The organism is Cupriavidus necator (assembly GCF_040578825.1).
GTDB lineage: Bacteria > Pseudomonadota > Gammaproteobacteria > Burkholderiales > Burkholderiaceae > Cupriavidus > Cupriavidus necator_E.
In genome coordinates this window covers 85,087-98,209 of record NZ_JBEFLI010000009.1, presented here as the reverse complement: position 1 = coordinate 98,209, position 13,123 = coordinate 85,087, and the positions used below count along the sequence as shown (strand labels likewise).

Here is a 13,123-nt window from a genome sequence, read left to right as displayed (position 1 = left end):
CAGCGATGCGATGCCGCATCGCATCAACGCCGTGCCGGGATGTGGTAGATCACGCGTTCGTATTTGGGCGAAGAGGACCTCCCCACCACCACGCCGCCGAGCGCTTCGGCAATGCGGCGGCTGGCCCGGTTCTGCTCGGCCACGGGGTAGACCAGGTGCGACGGCGACAGGTTGTCCAGCGCCCAGTCGACGATCGCGGTCACGGCTTCCAGGCCATAGCCATGTCCGTGGCAGTCTTCACGGATCCAGATGCCGGGTTCGGGCGCCGACGTATCGGCATGATGCAGGCCACCGAGGCCGAGAAAGAGGCCGTCATCGGCGCGCCGGATGGTGAAGATAAAGTCCGAGCCCCGCGCCATCGCCGGGAACCACTCGCGCCAGACCGCGGCGAAAGCGTCTGGCGTCGGCGATGGCTCCCATTCCATGAAGCGGGCGAGCGTGCGCGTGATGCAGGGGAACACCTCGGCCGCGTCGTCGCCGCGAAACGGCGACAGCACCAGGCGCGGGGAGCGGATAAGAGGGAACTGGCTGGGCATGGCGGGGGCGGCGCAGGGCAACATGATCGAGGGGATGCCGGACAAGGCCATGTTAGTCGATCGCAGGGACGCGCGGCCCCTTCACCAGACGCCGCCGTGGCCGCCGCCGTTATTGCGCCACCCAGCCCCCGTCCATATTCCACGCCGCGCCGCGCACTTCGTCGGCCGCATCGGAACACAGGAACAGCGCCAGCTTGCCCAGTTGCTCCGGCGTCACGAAGCGGCGCGAGGGCTGCTTCTCGCCCAGCAGCCGCTCGCTGGCCTGTGCAACGGACCGGCCTTCGCGCTCGGCAAGCTGGTCGATCTGGCGCTGTACCAGCGGCGTCAGCACCCAGCCCGGGCAGATCGCATTGCAGGTGATGGCGGTGCCGGCCGTCTCCAGTGCGGTCACCTTGGTGAGCCCGACCACACCATGCTTGGCCGCCACGTAGGCCGACTTGTTCGCCGACGCCACCAGCCCATGCACCGACGCGACGTTGATGATGCGGCCCCAGTCCCGCGTACGCATGCCGGGCAGCGCCAGCCGCGTGGTGTGGAACGCCGACGACAGGTTCACCGCGATCACATCGTCCCAGCTCTGCGGCGCAAAGTCTTCCAGCGCCGCCACATGCTGGATGCCGGCGTTGTTGACCACGATATCGACACGGCCATGCGCCGCCACGGCCATCTCCATCATCGCCGCGATCTCGGCCGGCTTGCGCAGGTCGGCATCGTGGTGAACGGCCCGCACGCCGGCGGCGCGCACCGCGTCCAGCGCCGGCTGCGCATCGCCAAACCCGTTGAGCATCAGGTCAGCCCCGGCACGCGCCAGTTCCAGCGCAATGCCCAGCCCGATGCCGCTGGTCGATCCCGTGACCAGCGCGGTCCTGCCCTTCAGTGAAGTCATGATCCAGTCTGCCTATGTGATGGTTGGTGGTGGTTGTCAGTCGTGGTTGTAGGCGGTTGCCGCTGCGGCTTCAGTACAGCCCGGTCAGGTAGAACACGGCGATCACGAAGAACACCGCCAGCGTCTTGATCATCGTCACCGCGAAGATGTCGCCGTACGACTGCCGATGGGTCAGCCCGCACACCGCCAGCAGCGTGATCACCGCGCCGTTGTGCGGCAGCGTGTCCATGCCGCCGCTGGCCATCGCGACCACGCGGTGCAGGACTTCCAGCGGGATCTGCGCCAGGTGCGCGGCCTGCACGAAGACATCGGACATCGCGGCCAGCGCGATGCTCATGCCGCCGGATGCCGATCCGGTGATGCCCGCCAGCGAGCTGACCGATACCGCCGCATTGACCAGCGGATTGGGAATGCTCTGCAGCCCCTGCCCCACCAGCAGGAAGCCCGGCAGCGCCGCGATCACGGCGCCGAAGCCGTACTCGGAAGCGGTATTCATCGACGCCAGCAGCGCGCCGGACACCGCGGTCTTGGAGCCGCTGGCAAAGCGCTCGCGCACCGCGCCGAAGGCGCTTACCAGCACCACCACGATGCCCAGCAGCAACGCGGCCTCGACCGCCCAGATCGCCGTCATCGGGGCCACCTGCGTGGTCACCGGCTTGGCCAGGCCGGGCAGCGCGACTTCATAGGCGCTGCCGTACCACTGCGGGATCAGCCGCGTAAAGCTGAAGTTGGCCACGCCCACCACCACCAGCGGCAGGATCGCCAGCAGCGGATGCGGCAGCGTGCGCGCCTGCGCGCGCTCGGGCTCGTTGGCATGGCCGTCGCCATAACCCTCGCCGGCGCGCTCGGCCGCGCGGCGGCGCCATTCCAGGTATGACAGGCCGACCGCGCAGATAAACAGGGCGCCGATCGTGCCCAGCCACGGCGCGGCCCAGGTGGTGGTCTTGAAGAACGTGGTGGGGATGATGTTCTGGATCTGCGGCGTGCCAGGCAGCGCATCCATCGTGAACGAGAACGCGCCCAGCGCGATCGCGGCCGGCACCAGCCGCTTGGGGATATTGCTCTGCCGATAGAGCTCGGCGGCGAACGGGTACACCGCGAACACCACCACGAACAGCGACACGCCGCCGTAGGTCAGCAGCGCGCATACCAGCACGATCACCGCGTTGACGCGGGTACGGCCCACATAGCGGATCGCCGCCGCCACGATGGACTCGGAAAAGCCCGACATCTCGACAACCTTGCCGAACACCGCGCCGAGCAGGAACACGGGGAAATACAGCTTCACGAAGCCGACCATCTTCTCCATGAAGATGCCGCTGAAGACCGGCGCGACGGCGCCCGGGTCGGTCAGCAGCACGGCGCCCAGGGCGGCCAGCGGTGCGAACAGGATCACGCTGTAGCCGCGATAGGCGGCCAGCATCAGGAACGCCAAAGCGGCGACCACGACAACAAACGACATCTGTCTCCTCCGGTTATGCCCGCCGCGGCAAGGTTGCGTCGGGTGGGGCGGTATAGAGCAACGGACGTGCCACCGTCATACGAGCCTTATTAGTCACTATATTTGGGAATGTTGTCTCAATTCCGGGACGACTATTGTGTGCCTGATCCGTCGGAATGCCGCGCCACGTCGCCATGCAACTGGGGTTGCTGCGGATTGCGGTGCCGTCCTTTCTTTGCGACATTGCCGTCTCATTTCCGGGACACGGCTGCCGGCCGTTATCTCGGCACCTTGACTACGATCCCGATGCCGCCTGACTTCGCCACCTCGCCGTACTCGTCTCTCGCCGACCACCAGGGCGTACTGCGCCGTGCGATGCAATCCCTGTTCAGCGAATTCGATGCGCTCAGCGAAGGCACGGTCATCGTCGATGCCGATGCGCGCGTGGTCTGGATCAACCAGCGCTACGCCGCGCGCTGGGGGTTTTCCGATCCGCGGCAGGCCATCGGCCGCCATTGCGAGGAGGTCATCCCCAATACGCTGATGCGCCAGGTGGTCGAGACCGGGCGGCCGATCCTGCTCGACCTGATGGAGAGCGAGCAGGAGCCACAGGTGGTCACGCGGCTGCCGCTGAAAGACGACGACGGGCGTGTGATCGGTGCCGTCGGCTTTGCACTGTTCAATGGCCTGCAGGGCCTGACGCCGCTGCTGGCGCGCTTGACACAGGCCCAGTCGGAACTGGCCGCGACGCAGCGTTCACTGGCGCGGCTGCGGCGCGCCAAGTACTCGTTCGCCAGCATCGTCGGCAGCAGCAAGCCGGTGCTCGAAGCCAAGCGCCACGCGCGGCTGGCCGCGCAAGCCAATGCGCCGGTGCTGCTGCTGGGCGAAACCGGCACCGGCAAGGAACTGCTGGCCCACGCCATCCACGGCGCCTCGGCACGCGCCAGCCAGCCGCTGGTGTCGGTCAACGTGGCGGCCATCCCCGAGACGCTGCTGGAAGTGGAGTTCTTCGGCGCCGCGCCCGGCGCTTATACCGGTGTCGACCGCAAGGGCCGCGTCGGCAAGTTCCAGCTCGCCGACGGCGGCACGCTGTTTCTCGACGAGATCGGCGACATGCCGCTGCCGCTGCAAAGCAAGCTGCTGCGCGTGCTGCAGGACCAGGAGATCGAACCACTGGGATCCAACCAGCTTGTGCGCACCGATGTGCGGATCATCGCGGCGACGTCGACCGACCTGCCGGCGCTGGTGGCCGCGGGACGTTTTCGCGCGGACCTGTGGTACCGGCTCAATGTGCTGGCGATCCATGTGCCGCCGCTGCGCGCACGGCTGGATGACCTCGGCGCGCTGGCGCACGCGATCATCGACGAGATCGCGGGCGAGCACGCGGGGCGTCCGCTGGAGCTGACCGAGGATGCAGTGCGGTTGCTGCACCACTATCACTGGCCGGGCAATGTGCGTGAGCTGCGCAATGTACTGGAGCGGGCGGTAATGCTGTCCGGGACGTGCCGGCTGGATGCGGCGGCGTTGCGGGCCTTCTTGCCATTTCATGTCGATGAGGATTTGTCGGTCATCGCCGGGGCGCCGGCTTTGGCCTCGGCCGGACCGGCACGTTATGACGAGGCGCTGGCGGCGTTCGAGCGGCAGTTCTTCACGCAGGCGCTGGAAGCGGCCGGTGGGCAGGTGACGCAGGCGGCGAAGAGGATGGGGATGAGCCGCGCGACGCTGTATCGCAAGCTGGCGGCGTTGGGGATGCGGATGGATGCGCGGGACGAGGGGTGATTCGGGCTCGCGGCTGAACAGATGATGCGCGGCGGTTTGCTCCCCTCTCCCACCTGCGGGAGAGGGGCCGGGGGAGAGGGCAGGCGCTGGCATACCGACGCGCGTTACTTCGTGGATGCTCCGGCCCTCACCCACTCCCCCAACTTTGTGGGTGAGGGATGCGTTCACCAGCGATAGCGGCTTGCGTCACAGTGCGCTGGTTGCGAATGCGCTATGGTCTGGGACCTCACCCCTTCGCCAGCCTCACCCCAATCGGATCCCCCGTCAGGTACCCCACCGCCGCACCAGACCGATCCTTGTAGTTGGCCCGCACCAGCGGATCCAGTGTCGGCTTGACGATGTCATGCAACGGCGACTCCCAGTCGCCAACGTGCTGGAAGTTGCTCATCACATAGGTCCAGCCGTTGATCTCGTCCACCGCATGCAGGCCGGTGGATTCCGCGCCGGCCGGGCACGACAGCACGCGGCTGAGCACCCTGGTGTCGACGTTGTAGGCCCACAGGAAATTGTTGACGTGGGTGTTGCTGTCCTCGCCGACAAACAGCGTGCGCAGCTTTTCCGAGAACTTCAGGTTGTCGGGCGTGGCCACCTTGTCCGGGTTGGCGAAGTTGCCGAGCGCGTCCTGCTGCTTCATCTTGCCGCCGCCAAGGTCTTCGGAAACCAGCGCGGGCACCGCGGCCATATCTACCGGCACCCATTCGCTGTCGATCGCATTGCCGTTCCTGTCGGCCTGGCCGCCTTTCAGGTTCAGCTCATAGACGGCACCCGAGTACGGGCCCTGGACCTGGATATCGCCGGCGTTGGCGGCATTGCCCGCGAGCATGCTCGACTCGATGCGCGACATCGCCGAATAGGCCTTCTTGTCCTTGATGTTGACCGTGGTGCCTTCCATCTTGGTAAAGCCCAGGCTGCCGCCGACCAGCGCGGCGTAACGGTGGGTTTCCAGGTAGGCCGCGGCCTTCTCCATGCCCGGCACCAGCTTCACCCAGTTCGGCTTGCCGTTATAGATGATGCGGGTGTAGCTGGCATCGGCCGGATCGGCGGTCTTGACGTCCATGATGTCGGCCAGCCTGATGCCGCCGTCCACCAGCGCGCGGATTTCGGCGCTGGTGGCGCTGCCCAGCCTGATCCACGACAGCGTGGCGCTGCCCGGGCCCACGCCCGAGGTCTGGTGCCACTTGGCCACGTACAGCGAGCCGCTGGACAGGTCGCGCGCCTTGTCGGCGATAAACATGAACAGCCCGCCGTTGGTGGCATCGTCGCCCATCAGCACGGTGCGCTCGTCGGGCATCACCTGCACCAGTTCGTGCGAGATGCGGCCCAGGCAGTAGTGCTTCTTGATGGTGCCGGTGCCGTCCGCGTTGACGGTGACTTCCGGCAGGTGGCCGTAGTTGTAGGCATTGGCCCGGGCCGGGTCGCCATACAGGTTCTGGCTGTAGCCCTGCAGTTGCTTGACCGCGGCCGCGTCCATCAGATCGGTCTCGTACTCTTCGCTCGACAGATGAGTGTTCCACGGCGACAGGCTGGCGCCGCAGGTGATCCACAGGCCGTTGACGCCCGAGGTATCGACGTTGTGGTACTTCACCACGGTCAGCTTGCCGGAGGCGGGATCCTGGTCCAGCGTCAGCACGGCGATCGGCGATGGCAGCAGGCCGTACATGCTGACGTTGTTCTGGTTGCGCGAGGTGTACTCGAACTGCACCACCGCGAACACGGTGTTGCCCTTGACGCCGGGCACGGTCGGGTTGGCCACGGTCAGCAGCGAGCTGCCGTCCGGCGCATCCGAGAAGAACTGGCGGTCCTTGCCGGCCACGGAGGTGTCCATGATCGGCTGGTTGTTGATGTCGTAGTAGCCGCCGCCGACGATGGTGCCGCCCTTGCCGTCCGGCAGGGTGTCGCCGGTCACGAAGAACGGCTGGTAGGCGAGCTTGTAGGTCTGGCTGCTGCCGTCGCTGAACGACACCTTCAGGCTGGAGCCGACGGTGGTGGTCGCCATGGCGGGCGCATCGGCCAGCGTGGGCGCGTTCATCGGGATGAACTCGGCGGTGGTGAAGGTGGCGCCCGGCGCGGGGGCCGGAACGGGTGCGGCAACGGCGTCGCTGCCACCGCCGCAGCCGGCCAGCAGGCCGGCCGAGGCGAAGCCAAGCGGCAGCAGCGGTGCGCCCGCCAGCAGTTTCAAGGCCTTGCGGCGGCCAGCATCAGGTTGTTCAAGCATGTTTTTAATCCGGGGAAAAGGAAAAGGGATGGATATGGTTCTGACTGATGGCTCCGGCTTGCCGGGGGCGGCCGGGCACCTGTTGGCACAGGCGGGCGGCAGGCGTCATTGCGCCCGTCCGCTGCGGATCGTATGGGGCGTATGTGACAGCAAGTTGACGATGCAACACAAAACCAGGGCCCCGTGCCATGGCAGGGCTGCCCCTGCGGTACACTCCCCGTTTGCCTTCCGCGGCCCCACAGGCGCGGAACTATTGGCTTCAATTTAACCCGCCGCACCCGCCCTTCCGTCCGTCTCCTGCCTTCCGCTTGCCGACCTACACGCTAGCCACTCCCGTCCACGCCGAGATCGAAATCCGCAAGAGCCGCTTCCTGGCACTGGCGCTGCCCGTTGCCGACCGGGACGCCGCCATGGCCGCGCTGCAGGCGCTGCGCGCCCAGCACCCCACCGCCACGCACGTGTGCTGGGCGCTGCTGGCCGGCGGCGCGTCGGGCATGTCCGACGATGGCGAGCCCTCCGGCACCGCCGGCCGGCCGATCCTGGAGGTACTGCGCCACCATGACCTCGACGGCGTGCTGGCGGCAGTGGTGCGCTACTACGGCGGCGTCAAACTGGGGGCTGGCGGGTTGGTGCGCGCTTACACCGATGCGATTGCCGCGGCGCTCAAGTCCGCCGAACGGGTCGAGCGCATTGCCTATGCCACGCTCACCGTCGCCGTCGACTATGCCGACGAGCCACGCGTGCGCCGCTGGCTCGAGCAATCCGCGCAGGATGGCTTTACTCTGGCCGACACCGCGTATGGCGCGCTCGCGACGCTGCTGATCCGGCTGCCGGCTGCACAGGTCGATGCGGCGCGCGATACCTTGCGCGATGCCACCCACGGGCGCGCCCGGTTCCCGGAACCGGACGGAGAGCGCCATGACCGCTGAGCACGATGTGGCCGCCCCGGACGACAGCGCCGAGTTCAGCGCGCGGGTTCTGCCGGGGGACGCGACCTTTGCTGCACCCGCGGCGCTAAGCCTGCTCGAAGCCGCGCTGCTCGAAGGCGTGGCCCTGCCCAACTCCTGCCGCAACGGCACCTGCCGCGCCTGCGCAAGCAAGCTGCATGCGGGGAAGATCCGCTACCGGATCGAATGGCCGGGATTGAGCCTGGATGAGAAGGAAGAGGGGTTGATCCTGCCGTGCGTGGCTTGTGCGGAAAGCGACGTGGTGATTGAGCCGGTGAGGCTCGGCTAGACGCTCAGATCAGGCGAACAGGCCCGGGGTATTGGGCCACGACGCTGTCGGAAGTCAGCAGCGTAATGCCTTCGACGGTCGCCTGGGCCACCAGGAGACGGTCAAACGGATCCTTGTGAATCAGCGGGAGGCAATCGATAGCCACCGCATGTTCGCTGCCGATCGGCAACTCGCTGTAGCCGTTATCGAGCAGGCCTCTGCGCAAGACCCGGGCATCGACCCGGAAATCCGCGCGTGCAAGCCCTTGCTTGATGGCGATTTCCCATAGGCTGGCCGCGCTGAAGAAAAGCTCTGTGGACTGGCTATCCAGTACCGCCCTGGCGTCGGACGACAGCCGGTCGGGCGTCAACGCGGCCCATAGCAAGAGGTGTGTGTCGAGCAAGACTTTCATGACTCGCCGCCGAACATTGCTTCAATTTCAGCCTGTCCCATGCGATCAAAGTCGTCCGGCACCTGGCCTTGCCCGGCCATAAACCCTAAACGCTTGACCTGGCTCGCCTCCGGGGCATTCAACGCGACCACCTTCACCAATGGCTTGCCTGCCTTGGCGATGACAAACGGCTCCCCGTTGGCTGCTTGCTCGACCAGCCGCGAAAGATTCGTCTTGGCCTCGTGGATATTGACGGTTTGCATGATCACCCCAACTGAACTAAGTTCAGTTAGTTTAGTCCGGTCGCGCATCCATGCATAGCCTGCCTTCTCCTGCAAATCATCACAATGGTCTAGTCGTTTCAGAAATTTTGCCGGATTGGGTCTGCGACAACGATCTCTAACATGACCCAGTAATCGGCCATGTAGACGCCAGCTTCGCGCGAGCCGCCATTGGCATACGGACGAGGGACACTGCTCTGTGGCACGCAGCTCGCTACTCACCCCCCAGCCGCCAGAAAAAACCGCAACGCCATCTTCAGCCCATCCGGCCCCGCCGGATCCGCAAACGCATGCCCGCCAACGCCGCCAGTCCACGCATGCGCCAGCCCCTCGACCTTCACCAGGCGCAGATAAGGCCACTTGCTTGCAGTCCAGTCGAACACATCGACCGCACGCCGCATCCCGCGCTGAACGCGCCGCGCCGGCACCGGTGACAGCGGATGCGCGTCTTCGGGCTGCAGGTCCATCCACATCGCCGCGGTGGCGGTCGCGTTGTTGAAGTCGACCACGTTGTCGGAATCGCCATGCAGCAGCAACAGCGGCGGCGGGCGGCGCCCTGCCAGGCCCACGCGCATCGCATGCATGGCCTGCGCATCGGGGCCGCGCTGCCCGCGCATCGCGCGCGCCGCCTGCGCGGCATTGGTGGCGCTCCAGGGCACCGCGCCGGAGTGCGAACCGACCGCGGCAAAGCGGTCCGGATAGCGCAGGCCCAGCATCAGCGCCATCACCCCGCCCGCGGACAGCCCCAGCACGCTGACGCGGTCCGCCGCGACGGGATGGCGGCGGCAGGCGTTGTCGATCAATCCCATCAGCAGCCCCGCTTCGGCGGCACCCTGCGCCGCCGGGCGGAACCAGCTCCAGCAACGCTGGCCATTGGCTTGCGAACTTTGTTCCGGCAGCAGCACCACCCAGCCGGATTCGCGCGCGACCGCGGCGGCGCGGGTGACCGCGGCAAAGCTGGCGGCGTCCTGGCCGCAGCCGTGCAGCAGCACCAGCATGGGCGCGGGATGCGAGGTGGTGGCGCCGGGCGGCACGAAGATGCGGTAGCGCCTCGGCGTCAGCGGGCCGGCGCCCCAGGCGCCCTCCTCCCAGCGTCCGCTGCCGCGGCTCTCCGGCGCCTTCACCGGCGAGACCACGCCTGTCAGCGCGCGCTGCGTGACGGCGGTGACCGCAGCGGATTGCTTCACCGCGTTGCGCACGATGGCCTCGGTCATCGGCTTGGTGAAGTTCTTGTTGACCGCGCGCTGCATGCGGCGGGCGTTGCGGGTGGCGGCCTTGTTGAGCGTGGACCAGAGTTTTGCGCCGGAAGAGCGGGGCATGCGGCGTCCTGTCGGCATGGGTAACCCGTGCATCATACCGAGACGCAGCCGGGGCGAGGTTGGAAGCGGCGGAAGAGGTGGCGGAGATGGGCAGGCGGCCGGGGTGGTATGCCGAAAAGTCAGGGCATTGACTGCGACGCGCGCCAAATGTCTGCCTACAATGCAAGGACCGTGTCGCGCCGAGGCACGGACAGGAGGCAAGCATGACCGATGCAATGAGCCAGTTCAGGCCTTTGGATCCAGGCCGCGTCAACCTGATGGATCCGCTCGAAGTACAGTACTGGTGCCGCGAGCTGGGCTGCAGCCAGGACGATCTGGAACACGCCGTCGATGCCGCCGGCGACCATATCGCGGCGGTGCGTGCGCAGCTGGAAGAACGCCAGGGCCACCACGCCGGAGCGCGGCGCCATTAAGTCCCTTCAACCCTGCCAACCCTGCCAAACCTGCCAGCCATGCCTTGCGTCGTTCCCGCTCACGCGGGAACGACGGCAAAGGCCATGGCCCGACGCTAAGCCCGTCGCCCTCAGCGCGCCAGGTTGAGCGCCTTCGGCAGCCGGATCTGGACAAACTCGCTGTCATCCGGCGCCTTGCTGCCCACGTGGCGGCCGACGCTGAACGGGAAGTTGTTGTCGTCGATCACCAGCAGCGTGGTCGCGTCCAGCACCAGCACGTCCTCGATGGTGTTGAAGGGCATGCCGAACGGATCGCCCAGCGCCACGTCGCCGGCGGCGCCGCCCGCGCTGATGCCGGACGGATCGCGCAGCTTCATCAGGTTGGCCAGCTCGGTCTTGGCAACATACTCGCCCGGCTTGCCCAGCGTGACCTGGAACAGCTTCTTGAAACCGTTCAGGTCGCCCTGCGAACCATCGCGCTCGATGATGATGCCTTCAGTCGCGTTGAACAGGATGAAGTCGCCGATATTGGTGCCCTTGTCGTCGAGCCGGTACTTGTACTGCACGCCGGTGTACTTGCGGCTGGCGATATCGAACTCAGAGATCAGCAGCGTCTTGCCGTCATGGCCGCTCAGCGGCAGCTCCAGCAGCGGATAGAGCTTCTTGCCGTCCGGGCTGATCGCCATGCCCTCGAAGCCGCCCGAGCGCCTGGCGCGGAACGGGTTCGACATGACCGTGGCGCGATACGGCCAGTACAGCCCCGCCATCCACGGCGTATTGGCGCCCGCCTCGTCCTGCATATTGGTGCCGTCGTCGCTGTTGGCCGGATCGCCGTAGATCGGGAAATCGCCGAACAGGTAGACCGTGCGGATCGCCGGGAACTTCTCCTGCACGCGCAGCAGCGTGCGGAAGTCGAAGCTCTGGATATCGGCACGCTGCGCCATGCCGGCCGCGGTGATCACGCCGGCCAGCGTATCGGCCATCTGGTCGGCGCCGACGGTGCGGTCCTTGTAGACGTTGCCCTTGGCGTCCTTGTCGCTGCGCGGGTTGATCTTGGTCTCGATATTGAAGCGCACGGCCTGCGCGTTCTTCACGCGCTTCGCCGCCTGCGGATGGCTGCTGCCGGCACCGGTGCTGTAGTAGGCGATATAGGCGCTGACCAGGTCGAATACATCTTGCGCGCGCGGCACCACGTAGGGGCTGACATAGCCCTTGCTGGTGGCCACGGCCACCGATACCGGCGACAGCGCCGGGTCGTTGAGCTGGCTCGCGCCGCGGAACAGCTTGTCGCAGATATAGGTGGACTGGATCTGCGCGAGCGTCAGGTTCCTGATCAGCACCTCGTCGGCGGTGCGGTAGGGCGCGCCGTCAGCGCGGCGGCACTTGACCGACTCGATATACGGGTCGTGCTTGAGCACGGCCACGCCGTCTGACGTGATGCCGGCATCGGTCTCCAGCGTCGTCATCAGGTTGTCGAGCGCGGCTTCCATCGCCGGCAGCGTGTTCTCCGGGCGCAGGTCGCGCGCACCGCGGTGGCCCTGGGCATCAAACCTGGCCGGATCGATCAGGCCGTCGGCGCTCAGGTAGTCGCCCGCCTTGCCGTCGCCGTTGGCATCATAGGCGGCCACGGCGGCGTAGAGCAGGTCCGGGCGGTCGGAGATGATGCCGTTGACGCCGGCCTTCAGCAGTTCGGTCATCCTGGCACTGTCGTTGACGGTCCAGGTGACCACGTTGTAGCCCGCGGATTTGATCGATGCCATGTCGAGCGTGTCGGACGCCGCCGGCGTGAGCCCCGGCTGCGGGTTGCTGCCGCGTGCGTAGTGCGCGTCGGGGCTGGACTTGACGCCGTTGGTGTCGTACTTGAGCTGCACGTGGTACGGCGCGAACACCGGCGTGCGCGTGCCGCCATGCGCGAACGCGTGCGCGCGCACCGCGTTCATGATGCGCACCGGCGTGGCTTCCTCGTTGAACGGGTTCTGCGGCGAACGGATTTCCTTGCCGGCGTTCTCGAAGTCCGGCAGCGGGATCGGCGCTTCCAGCAGCACGCCATTGGCGTCGGTATGCAGCAGGAACGGCCCGAACTCATCGCCGAACCACAGCGTGCCGTCGCTGCCGCGCTGCATGCTTTCGATATCGAAGTCAGCGCCGGTCAGCACGCGGTCGGTGGTGAACTGGTTGGTGATCGCGAACCTGACGTGCTTGTTCGGGTCTTTCAGTTCGATAAAGCTGCGCACCGCCACGCTGCCCGCGCCGCCCGCGGCGGTCTTGAACGTCGGTGCCACGGTATAGACGCGCAGGTTGAAGTCTGCGGAGTTCTCCAGCGAACCATAGCCGTTGTCGGCCATCACCATGAAGCTGCCATCCGGGTTGCGCAGCACCGCCGAGAAACCCTGCACCGGCTGCGAGGCAAATGGCGCGGTCTGGCCGTTCAGGTCGCCAGTGACATAGCGGCCCGACTGCGGGCCGCTGGCAAAGGTGGCGGCTGGCAGCACGGCGCGGCCCACCAACGTGGGTTCGGTGACCGGCACGGGCGCCGGCGTGTCGTCGTCATCGCCGCCGCATGCCACGAGCAACGATGCGGCGACCACGGCGCTGGCCAGCGCGGCATGGGTACGGCGCGAGGGGAAGGAGCTTAGGCGCATTGCAAGGTTCCTCAGTTGGGCAATGC

The 13,123-nt window shown here is 66.8% G+C and carries 12 protein-coding genes; 4 read left to right on the top strand and 8 right to left on the bottom strand.

Annotated features, from left to right (window positions below; genetic code table 11):
• Positions 1–23: 23 nt before the first annotated feature.
• The 3 genes from AB1I47_RS07330 to AB1I47_RS07320 form a co-directional block, all read right to left on the bottom strand.
• Complete coding sequence (locus AB1I47_RS07330; protein WP_354683106.1) at positions 24–536, bottom strand: GNAT family N-acetyltransferase; 513 nt, start codon at positions 534–536, stop codon at positions 24–26.
• A gap of 109 nt (positions 537–645) precedes the next feature.
• Positions 646–1,422: a 3-hydroxybutyrate dehydrogenase gene (locus AB1I47_RS07325; RefSeq protein ID WP_354683105.1), complete on the bottom strand. Its 777-nt coding sequence runs from the start codon at positions 1,420–1,422 to the stop codon at positions 646–648.
• Between the two features lie 70 nt (positions 1,423–1,492).
• Positions 1,493–2,884 (bottom strand): GntP family permease, encoded by a 1,392-nt coding sequence (locus AB1I47_RS07320; RefSeq protein ID WP_354683104.1) that lies wholly within the window; start codon positions 2,882–2,884, stop codon positions 1,493–1,495.
• Positions 2,885–3,169: 285 nt separating this feature from the next.
• Between AB1I47_RS07320 and AB1I47_RS07315 the strand changes: the two genes are divergently transcribed.
• Entirely contained in the window at positions 3,170–4,642 is a 1,473-nt protein-coding gene (locus AB1I47_RS07315; protein WP_354683145.1) for a sigma-54 interaction domain-containing protein, read from the top strand.
• A gap of 226 nt (positions 4,643–4,868) precedes the next feature.
• Here the strand turns inward: AB1I47_RS07315 and AB1I47_RS07310 are convergent, their stop codons facing one another.
• Positions 4,869–6,857, bottom strand: a complete 1,989-nt coding sequence (locus AB1I47_RS07310; protein ID WP_354683103.1) for a PhoX family protein — start codon at positions 6,855–6,857, stop codon at positions 4,869–4,871.
• A 308-nt stretch (positions 6,858–7,165) separates the two neighbouring features.
• On the opposite strand from AB1I47_RS07310, the gene AB1I47_RS07305 reads away from it, so the two are divergent.
• Together AB1I47_RS07305 and AB1I47_RS07300 are read left to right on the top strand one after the other, a co-directional pair.
• On the top strand, positions 7,166–7,786 hold the full coding sequence (locus AB1I47_RS07305) for an IMPACT family protein (protein WP_354683102.1): 621 nt from the start codon (positions 7,166–7,168) through the stop codon (positions 7,784–7,786).
• Positions 7,776–8,093 carry a 2Fe-2S iron-sulfur cluster-binding protein gene (locus AB1I47_RS07300; RefSeq protein WP_354683101.1) on the top strand — a complete coding sequence of 106 codons (318 nt, stop codon included), beginning with the start codon at positions 7,776–7,778 and terminating at the stop codon, positions 8,091–8,093. Before AB1I47_RS07305 ends, AB1I47_RS07300 begins: the two co-directional genes overlap by 11 nt.
• Before the next feature lie 4 nt (positions 8,094–8,097).
• Here the strand turns inward: AB1I47_RS07300 and AB1I47_RS07295 are convergent, their stop codons facing one another.
• The 3 genes from AB1I47_RS07295 to AB1I47_RS07285 form a co-directional block, all read right to left on the bottom strand.
• A complete protein-coding gene (locus AB1I47_RS07295; protein WP_354683100.1) occupies positions 8,098–8,484 on the bottom strand; it encodes a type II toxin-antitoxin system VapC family toxin in 387 nt (128 codons plus the stop codon).
• On the bottom strand, positions 8,481–8,726 hold the full coding sequence (locus AB1I47_RS07290; protein ID WP_354683099.1) for a type II toxin-antitoxin system Phd/YefM family antitoxin: 246 nt from the start codon (positions 8,724–8,726) through the stop codon (positions 8,481–8,483). Before AB1I47_RS07290 ends, AB1I47_RS07295 begins: the two co-directional genes overlap by 4 nt.
• Before the next feature lie 236 nt (positions 8,727–8,962).
• A complete protein-coding gene (locus AB1I47_RS07285) occupies positions 8,963–10,063 on the bottom strand; it encodes an extracellular catalytic domain type 1 short-chain-length polyhydroxyalkanoate depolymerase (RefSeq protein WP_354683098.1) in 1,101 nt (366 codons plus the stop codon).
• 203 nt (positions 10,064–10,266) lie between these two features.
• Here AB1I47_RS07285 and AB1I47_RS07280 point away from each other — a divergent pair, with 203 nt between their 5' ends.
• The gene (locus AB1I47_RS07280; protein ID WP_354683097.1) at positions 10,267–10,476 is read left to right on the top strand and encodes a DUF3606 domain-containing protein; all 210 of its coding nucleotides are present in this window, start codon (positions 10,267–10,269) and stop codon (positions 10,474–10,476) included.
• A 110-nt stretch (positions 10,477–10,586) separates the two neighbouring features.
• Here AB1I47_RS07280 and AB1I47_RS07275 read toward each other — a convergent pair whose 3' ends face one another.
• A complete protein-coding gene (locus tag AB1I47_RS07275; protein ID WP_354683096.1) occupies positions 10,587–13,097 on the bottom strand; it encodes an esterase-like activity of phytase family protein in 2,511 nt (836 codons plus the stop codon).
• Positions 13,098–13,123 lie beyond the last annotated feature (26 nt).

What these genes read in the sequence shown, in the direction of transcription:
- AB1I47_RS07330 (WP_354683106.1), bottom strand. Translation starts at nt 536, where the DNA reads ATGCCCAGCCAGTTCCCTCTTATCCGCTCCCCGCGCCTGGTGCTGTCG.
- AB1I47_RS07325 (WP_354683105.1), bottom strand. Translation starts at nt 1,422, where the DNA reads ATGACTTCACTGAAGGGCAGGACCGCGCTGGTCACGGGATCGACCAGC.
- AB1I47_RS07300 (WP_354683101.1), top strand. Translation starts at nt 7,776, where the DNA reads ATGACCGCTGAGCACGATGTGGCCGCCCCGGACGACAGCGCCGAGTTC.
- AB1I47_RS07295 (WP_354683100.1), bottom strand. Translation starts at nt 8,484, where the DNA reads ATGAAAGTCTTGCTCGACACACACCTCTTGCTATGGGCCGCGTTGACG.
- AB1I47_RS07290 (WP_354683099.1), bottom strand. Translation starts at nt 8,726, where the DNA reads ATGCAAACCGTCAATATCCACGAGGCCAAGACGAATCTTTCGCGGCTG.
- AB1I47_RS07315 (WP_354683145.1), top strand. Translation starts at nt 3,170, where the DNA reads ATGCCGCCTGACTTCGCCACCTCGCCGTACTCGTCTCTCGCCGACCAC.
- AB1I47_RS07310 (WP_354683103.1), bottom strand. Translation starts at nt 6,857, where the DNA reads ATGCTTGAACAACCTGATGCTGGCCGCCGCAAGGCCTTGAAACTGCTG.
- AB1I47_RS07275 (WP_354683096.1), bottom strand. Translation starts at nt 13,097, where the DNA reads ATGCGCCTAAGCTCCTTCCCCTCGCGCCGTACCCATGCCGCGCTGGCC.
- AB1I47_RS07320 (WP_354683104.1), bottom strand. Translation starts at nt 2,884, where the DNA reads ATGTCGTTTGTTGTCGTGGTCGCCGCTTTGGCGTTCCTGATGCTGGCC.
- AB1I47_RS07285 (WP_354683098.1), bottom strand. Translation starts at nt 10,063, where the DNA reads ATGCCCCGCTCTTCCGGCGCAAAACTCTGGTCCACGCTCAACAAGGCC.
- AB1I47_RS07280 (WP_354683097.1), top strand. Translation starts at nt 10,267, where the DNA reads ATGACCGATGCAATGAGCCAGTTCAGGCCTTTGGATCCAGGCCGCGTC.